The 3,287-nt window shown below is 69.1% G+C and carries 3 protein-coding genes and 2 pseudogenes; all 5 read left to right on the top strand.

What is annotated here, in order from left to right; genetic code table 11:
• Nucleotides 1-456, top strand: a pseudogene (locus tag C4313_RS11430) (hypothetical protein); the annotation flags it as partial.
• Between the two features lie 57 nt (nucleotides 457-513).
• Nucleotides 514-843, top strand: a complete 330-nt coding sequence (locus tag C4313_RS11425; RefSeq protein ID WP_352429976.1) for a YbaB/EbfC family nucleoid-associated protein — start codon at nucleotides 514-516, stop codon at nucleotides 841-843.
• A 27-nt stretch (nucleotides 844-870) separates the two neighbouring features.
• Nucleotides 871-2,052: pseudogene (locus C4313_RS11420) on the top strand (trans-sulfuration enzyme family protein).
• Between the two features lie 163 nt (nucleotides 2,053-2,215).
• Complete coding sequence (locus C4313_RS11415) at nucleotides 2,216-2,440, top strand: SWIM zinc finger family protein (RefSeq protein WP_352429975.1); 225 nt, start codon at nucleotides 2,216-2,218, stop codon at nucleotides 2,438-2,440.
• 87 nt (nucleotides 2,441-2,527) lie between these two features.
• Nucleotides 2,528-3,142, top strand: a complete 615-nt coding sequence (locus tag C4313_RS11410; protein ID WP_352429974.1) for a ComEA family DNA-binding protein — start codon at nucleotides 2,528-2,530, stop codon at nucleotides 3,140-3,142.
• Nucleotides 3,143-3,287 lie beyond the last annotated feature (145 nt).

Below are 3,287 nucleotides of genomic sequence, written 5' to 3'. Positions count from 1 at the left end.
CCGGCCGCCTCCGGGCCGTTTCCGGTGGCGGCCTCCTCCGCTTCGACCCCGCCGGCGCCGGTCCCAACGGCTGCCCCTCCGGAGCCCTCGCCCGGCGGACCGGCCGCCCCGCTGACGCTGGAGCGGCTCCGGGAGCGCTGGTCGGGGATCCTCAAGGCGGTGCGGGCCCAGAGCCTGCCCACCGAGGCCCTCCTCAAGTCGTGCACCTTGCATGCCGTGGAGGGGAACACGGTCGTCCTGGCCTGGCCCTCCGAGTTGTTGCGGGACAAGTTCCAGGATCCGAAGGCCAAGGCTCAAGCGTTGGTGGAGGACATCCTGAGCCATACCTTCGGCTTCCCGGTCGTGGTGAAGAACGTCGTCGCCCGCCGGGCCCGGCGGGCGCGTACGCTCACCGATGATCCCTTGATCCGGCGGGCGGTGGAGGATCTGGGCGCCCAGGTCGATGAGGAGCCCTGAAGCCGGCGTCTGCCCGGGCCGAGGGAGCGCACCTCTTCTCAAAAGCGGAGGCTTCCCATGACGAAAGGCCGTTTGCCGAGCAACCCCATGCAATTGTTGCAACAGCTCCAGCGGCTCCAGGAGGAGATGGTCCGGGCCAAAGAGGCCCTGGCCCAGGAGAGCCTCACCGTGACCGCCGGCGGCGGCGCCATCACGGTGGTGATCAGTGGGGACCAGCGGGTGCGGTCCATCACCATCGCGCCGGAGCTGCTCTCCTCAGGGGATGTGGAGATGCTGCAGGACCTGCTGGTGGCCGCCGTCAACCAGGCCATCGAGCGCTCCCAGACCTACGCCGCTGAGCGCTTGAACGCGCTGGCGGGGCAACTGGGTCTGGGCGGCTTGTTCTGATCGGGCTCTCCCAGGAGGGATATCCCAATGCGCCTGGAGACGCTGGCCGTCCACGCCGGATCCCGGGTCGATCCAGTCACGGGGGCGGTGGCGCCGCCCCTGTATCTTTCCACCACGTTCGAGCGGAACGCCGACGGGACCTATCCCTGGGGTATGTGTATGTCCGCCATGGCCATCCCAATCGCGAAGCCCTGGAAGAGGCGATGGCCGCGCTGGAGGGCGGGGCGGTGGGCTTGGCCTTCGCCTCTGGCTCGGCGGCGGCCTTCGCCGTCCTGCAGGCCCTCTCCCCAGGGGATCACATCCTGGTCTCCCGCGATCTCTACCACGGCCTGGCCCACCTGTTCCGTGAGATCGCCTCGCCATGGGGCCTCGCGGTGACCTTCGTGGACACGACCGACTTGGAAGCAGTGGCCGCTGCCCGACGACCGAACACCCGCCTGGTCTGGATCGAGACCCCCTCTAACCCGATGCTGCGCATCACCGATATCGCCGTCGTGGCGGCCCTGGCCCATGAGGTGGGCGCCCTCTGCTTCCTGCGACAAAACCGCGGCCACCCCGATCCTCCAGCGTCCCCTGGCCCTGGGCGCCGACGGGGTGGTTCCCTCGGCCACCAAATACCTGGGTGGGCACAGCGATGGGATGGGCGGTATTGTGGTGCGGAAAGCCGAGGACGAGTTCACCCGCCGGCTGCGGCACATCCAGATCGTCGGTGGGGCAGCCCTCGCCCCCTTCGAGGCCTGGCGGATCCGGCGGGGATTGCGCACGCTTCCTTATCGGATGCGGGCCCACTCGGAGGGCGCCATGCGGATCGCCGCCTTCCTCGCCCGGCACCCGGCCGTCCGGGCCGTCCACTATCCCGGGCTGCCGGAGCACCCAGGCCATCGGCTGGCGGCCCGTCAGATGACCATGTTCGGCGGCCTGCTCTCCTTCCAGGCCCACGGGGGGCGGGAGGCGGCCTTCCGGGTCGCCGGCCGGGTCCGCTGGTTCACCCGGGCCACCCGTTTCGGGGGGCCGGAGAGCCTGATCGCGCATCGGGCCTCCATCGAGGGCCCAGGCACGGCCACGCCAGAGGATCTGCTCCGGCTTTCCATCGGCCTGGAGCATCCCGACGATCTCATCGAGGATTTAGACCATGCCCTGGCCCCGGAGGCCCCGCCCATGGGGCAGGGGATTGACAGGCCAACGGGGGTGGCCTATACTGCCGAATAGAGGTTGTTGCGGGAGGACCTCCCTTGCGTGTCACGGGGCTGCATCGGCTGGGCAAACCAACGGCACGCCGCCTGCCGGGCTGGCGTGCCGTTGGTTTTTCGAACGGGAGGGGCCTGGGCCATGTCGATCCGGTTCCCAAGCCTTGGCGAAAGGAGGATCTGTGGTGGACTCGGCGCTGATCGGCAAGATCGAGAAGGCGCGGCGCTATGCGGAGGAGCGGGACCGCTTCCGCTTTCTCTCCTTCGCCGTCACCGTCCGCGGCGAGAACGACACCCATCACGTCCGCTATCATGAAGGGACATGGTCCTGCGACTGTGAGTTCTTCCGCCACCGCGGGACCTGTGCCCACACCATGGCGTTGGAGCGGTTGCTGGACGGGATGCTGTGATCGCGGGGTGGGCCCGGGCGGGAGGACGCCCCCGTAGCGGCTATCATCATTTATGGAGGCGGAAACTCCTCGCTCGGGTCCACCCGGATGACGCACGGATCGGGGCGCCCTCCGGATGCGCCGCCGGAGGGGGGTGCCCGTTGGCAGGCCTGGCGCGAACTCATCGTCCTGGGGGCGACGCTGGTCGCCTTTCTGGCCAGCCTGTGGCTGCTCCGTCGGCCCGCCCCGGCCCCCATCCTGATCCTTCCCCCGCCGACCCCTGTTCCCACCCGGACCCCGACCCCGGTCTGGATCCAGGTCTATGTGACAGGGGCGGTCCAGGCGCCCGGCCTCTATACAGTCCCCCAGGGGATCCGCGTGGCGACCCTTCTGGAAGAAGCGGGGGGTCCCCTTCCCACAGCGGATCTAGAGGCGCTGAACCTGGCCGCCCCCGTGGCGGACGGGATGCATCTCCATGTGCCCGCGCGGGGAGAATCCCCGCGTCCTACGCCGTCCCCTCGCCTCGATCTCAACACGGCCACCGTGGAGGAACTGGATCGGCTGCCGGGGATCGGCCCGCGCGCCGCCCAGGCGATCGTGGATTATCGGCTCAAACACGGGCCGTTCCGACGTCTGGAAGACCTGCTGAAGGTCCCTGGCATCGGCCCCGCCACCCTGGAGCGCATTCGGCCGCTGGTGACAGTGGGCGAAGGCGGGCCCTAAGCCTGCTTTGGGAGCGGGCAGGGGCCAGTTCGTGTTGGCGGGTTCTTGAAAAAGTGATAGCCTAGAATCAGGGGATCCCTTTTCGGCTGGAGGAGGGGCGATGACGGTCTCCATCGAGGCACTGTTGGAGGACCCGACCTTCCGG

Origin of the sequence: Thermoflexus sp. (assembly GCF_040289485.1) — a bacterium.
Classification (GTDB): Bacteria; Chloroflexota; Anaerolineae; order Thermoflexales; family Thermoflexaceae; genus Thermoflexus.
Note: the sequence above shows the minus strand (reverse complement) of the source record. Positions and strands in the feature narration are given on the sequence as shown.

Excerpts from the sequence above, each read along its gene's own strand:
- C4313_RS11425 (WP_352429976.1), top strand. The coding sequence starts at position 514 with ATGACGAAAGGCCGTTTGCCGAGCAACCCCATGCAATTGTTGCAACAG.
- C4313_RS11410 (WP_352429974.1), top strand. The coding sequence starts at position 2,528 with ATGACGCACGGATCGGGGCGCCCTCCGGATGCGCCGCCGGAGGGGGGT.